Below are 233 nucleotides of genomic sequence, written 5' to 3'. Positions count from 1 at the left end.
AACCCGTAACTATCATCAGCTCGGCATTGAGCTGCCGCTGTATCAGTCGCATGGCGTTGCCTCTTCCGGCTTTATTGAACTGGCCGGTAAGCAGGCTGCGGATGGCGTGCGCCTGCCGGGTACTGCTTTGCTGGTTGCAGACCTTCTCAGCAAAGATGATCCTCAACAGCCACTGGTAACTGCCTATAAAACCAAGTTTGAAGAGCGCTATAAAATGCCGGTCGGCACATTTG

Annotated in this window: 1 pseudogene; it reads left to right on the top strand. The window is 53.2% G+C overall.

What is annotated here, in order from left to right:
- A pseudogene (locus HBA93_RS23775) lies at nucleotides 1-233 on the top strand (ABC transporter substrate-binding protein); the annotation flags it as partial.

It is taken from the genome of Ochrobactrum sp. SFR4 (assembly GCF_019730395.1).
In the GTDB taxonomy this organism is placed as follows: Bacteria; Pseudomonadota; Alphaproteobacteria; order Rhizobiales; family Rhizobiaceae; genus Pseudochrobactrum.
The sequence above is the reverse complement of the archived record's forward strand: the minus strand, read 5'-3'. Positions and strand labels throughout refer to the sequence as shown.